The sequence below is a fragment of the Actinomadura sp. BRA 177 genome, from assembly GCF_013372625.1.
Lineage (GTDB): Bacteria > Actinomycetota > Actinomycetes > Streptosporangiales > Streptosporangiaceae > Spirillospora.
In genome coordinates, this window is sequence record NZ_JABXFD010000488.1 from 1 (window position 1) to 3,087 (window position 3,087).

3 protein-coding genes and 1 pseudogene are annotated in these 3,087 nt (G+C 75.0%); 3 read left to right on the forward strand and 1 reads right to left on the reverse strand.

Annotated elements, in window-relative coordinates:
• Together HUX53_RS28180 and era are read left to right on the forward strand one after the other, a co-directional pair.
• Positions 1 to 1,289: pseudogene (locus HUX53_RS28180) on the forward strand (hypothetical protein); the annotation flags it as partial.
• A 44-nt stretch (positions 1,290 to 1,333) separates the two neighbouring features.
• Positions 1,334 to 2,257: a GTPase Era gene (gene era / locus HUX53_RS28185; protein WP_176406242.1), complete on the forward strand. Its 924-nt coding sequence runs from the start codon at positions 1,334 to 1,336 to the stop codon at positions 2,255 to 2,257.
• Here the strand turns inward: era and HUX53_RS28190 are convergent.
• Positions 2,248 to 2,835, reverse strand: coding sequence for a hypothetical protein (locus HUX53_RS28190; RefSeq protein ID WP_176406243.1), 588 nt, complete (start codon positions 2,833 to 2,835; stop codon positions 2,248 to 2,250). The two genes, era and HUX53_RS28190, sit on opposite strands and share 10 nt — an antisense overlap.
• A gap of 104 nt (positions 2,836 to 2,939) precedes the next feature.
• On the opposite strand from HUX53_RS28190, the gene HUX53_RS28195 reads away from it, so the two are divergent.
• Positions 2,940 to 3,087, forward strand: a 148-nt coding sequence (locus tag HUX53_RS28195) for an ATP-binding cassette domain-containing protein (RefSeq protein ID WP_255205716.1), incomplete at its 3' end; no start/stop codon positions are given.

Here is a 3,087-nt window from a genome sequence, read left to right on the forward strand (position 1 = left end):
AGACCCTGCGCGCGCAGGGCCCCGGCGCGACCCGCGACCGGCTGGAGAGCGAGGCCGCCGCCATCCGGGCGAGCGCGCTCTCCGGGCAGGTCGTCGCCGCCCGGGACCGGCGCCTCGCCGCCATCGCCGACGCCCGCGCGTTCGGCGACGTCCGGCTGCTCGCACGGATCATCGCCGCCTTCGACGTCCCGACCCTGTGGACGAGCCGCGAGTACGGAAGCCTCGACGCGACCGTCGTGGACGCCACCGACGAGGCGCTCGACCGGCTCCCCGGCGCCGAGCGGGAACTGCGCGTCCGGCTGCTGACCACGCTGGCGATGGAGCTGGAGGGGGAGCAGCACGACCGGGGCGTCCGGGCGTCCGGCGAGGCGGTGCGCACGGCCCGCGCCGTGGGCGACCCCGAGCTGATCGCCGCCGCGCTCAACGGTTCCTACGTCAACCACTACCGGACGGTGGAGAGCCTGGCCGAGCGGCACCGCATCGCGTCCGAGCTCCTCGCGCTCGCCACCGAGCACGACCTCGGCACCTACCGCGTCCTCGCGCACCTGGAGCTGCAGCAGACGAACGTCGCGCTGCTCGACCTGCCCGCCTCGCACCGGCACCTCGCGGAGGGGCGGCGGCTCGCCGAGCAGTACGGGCTGCCGCTGCTCGCCCAGATCTCCGCCTGGCACGAGTCGCTGGTGGGCGCCATGACGGCCTGGCCGGACGCGGCGGAACGCGCGTTCGCGGAGGTCGGCGGCACCATCGGCCGGACCCGGATCTGGTTCAGCGAGCGCGGCATGGCGGTCCTCGGCCCGTTCTGCCTGCGGGTCGTGCAGGGGCGGGCGGCGGAGGTGATGGACGAGGCCGCCTGGCTGCACGAGCAGTGGGGGCCCGTCGCGGCCACCGCGGACGTGTACGCCCTCACGCTGGCCGCCGCCGGCCGCACCGCCGAGGCCCGGCGGGTCGTCGCCGGGGCCGGGCCCCTGCGGCTCGACTACTTCTACGACCTCACGATGGCGATCCGGGGCCTGCGCGCCATCGCCCTCGGCGACCGCGCCCTGGCCGCGGACGCCTACGCGGCCCTGCTGCCCTACGAGGGCCGCTTCACCGGCGCCTCCACCGCGGTCGGCACGGTCGGTCCCGTCGCGCACATCCTCGGCGACCTCGCCCGCTTCCTGGAGCGTGCCGAGGAGGACGCCGCCGCCCACTACCGCAGGGCCGCGGACGTGGCTGCCCGCCTCGGCGCCCCCTTCTGGACCGAGCAGGCGGCCGCCGCCCTCGACCGCCTCGGCACCCCCGCCGCGTGAGCGGGCGTGCCGAGGCGCACGTCCGGGTGGGCGACAATTGACGGGTGACGAGTCTGGGGAATGAGACGCCCGAGGGGCATCGGGCCGGTTTCGCGTGCTTCATCGGGCGGCCGAACGTGGGGAAGTCGACCCTGATGAACGCCCTCGTCGGGACGAAGGTGGCGATCACCAGCAGCCGGCCGCAGACGACGCGGCGGGCCATCCGGGGGATCGTGCACCGGCCGGACGCGCAGCTGGTCGTCGTCGACACGCCCGGCCTGCACAAGCCCCGCACGCTGCTCGGGGAGCGGCTCGACAGCCTCGTCCGGTCGACGCTGACCGAGGTCGACGTGATCGGGTTCTGCGTGCCCGCCGACCAGCCGGTCGGGCCCGGCGACAAGTACATCGCGCGCGAGCTGGCCGGGGTGAAGAAGACGCCCGTGGTCGCGATCGTGACGAAGACCGACCTCGCCGCGCCCGAGCAGGTCGCCGAGCAGCTCCTCGCCGTCGGGCGGCTCGGCGAGTTCGCCGACATCGTGCCGTGCTCAGCGGAGCACGGGTTCCAGGTCGATCTCGTGGGCGACCTGCTGATCTCCCATCTGCCGGAGGGGATGCCGCTCTACCCGGAGGGCGACCTCACCGACGAGCCCGAGCAGGTCATGATCAGCGAGCTGATCCGGGAGGCGGCGCTGGAGGGCGTCCGCGAGGAGCTGCCCCACTCGATCGCCGTGGTGGTGGACGAGATGGCGCCGCGCGAGGGCCGCGCCGACCTCGTCGACGTGTACGCGCACCTGTACGTGGAGCGGCCCAGCCAGAAGGGCATCATCATCGGGCACAAGGGCTCGCGGCTCCGCGAGGTCGGCGCGGCGGCGCGCCGCCAGATCGAGGCGCTGCTCGGCACCAAGGTCTTCCTCGACCTGCGCGTCAGCGTCCTCAAGGACTGGCAGCGCGACCCCAAGCAGCTGCGCCGCCTGGGCTTCTACGACTGATCCTTCCTGGGCTCCTCCGGGGGCTCCTCGCTCTCGTCCGGATTCCGGTTCCACGCCTGGTCCTCGTCGGGCCAGGCGGCGTCCCCGGTCGGCTGGTCGGGGTAGGCGTACTGCGGCTGGTACTGGTACTGGTGCTGGTCCGGCCGCTGCGAGCGCGCCACCCGTGCGCTGATCGGGCGGGCGAGGCTGAAGCCGATCAGGAACAGCGACGCGACGACCGCGAGGTACCAGCCGTAGCGGACGGTGATCTGGTAGCCGAGGTCCAGGCCGGTCTCGGGCAGGTCGTCGCGGACGTCGCCGAGCCGCAGCACGAAGATGCCGCAGACCAGCAGGGCGAGCGTCCCGGGGACGGCGGCGAGCCCGCCGATCCGCGCGTCGCGGCCGATCAGGTCCCAGCACGCCAGCGCGATCGCGATGACGGCCAGCACCGGGACGGCGAGGACCATGTCGTCGGCGTCGATGCCGGCGACGCTCCCGAGGTCGCGGCTGAGCGTGCGGCCGAACAGGTCGAGGACGACGTCGGCGTGCGCCCACGGCAGGAACGCCGACACCAGCAGCGCCGACGCCGCGGCGATCACGGCGATGATCCACGGCGCGCCGCGTCCCGGCGCGGGCGCGGCGGGCGGCCGCGCCGGAGGGGGCGGCCCCGGAGAGCGGCCGGGCCGCGCAGGCGCTGCGCGGGCTGTCCGGCGGCGCCCGGGCCGGGACGCTCACCGCCCTCGTCGGCCGGGCCGGCGCGGGGAAGACGACCATGACCCACCTGGTGCCGCGCCTGTACGACGCGACGTCGGGGACGGTGCGCATCGGGGGCCACGACGTCGCGTCGTACA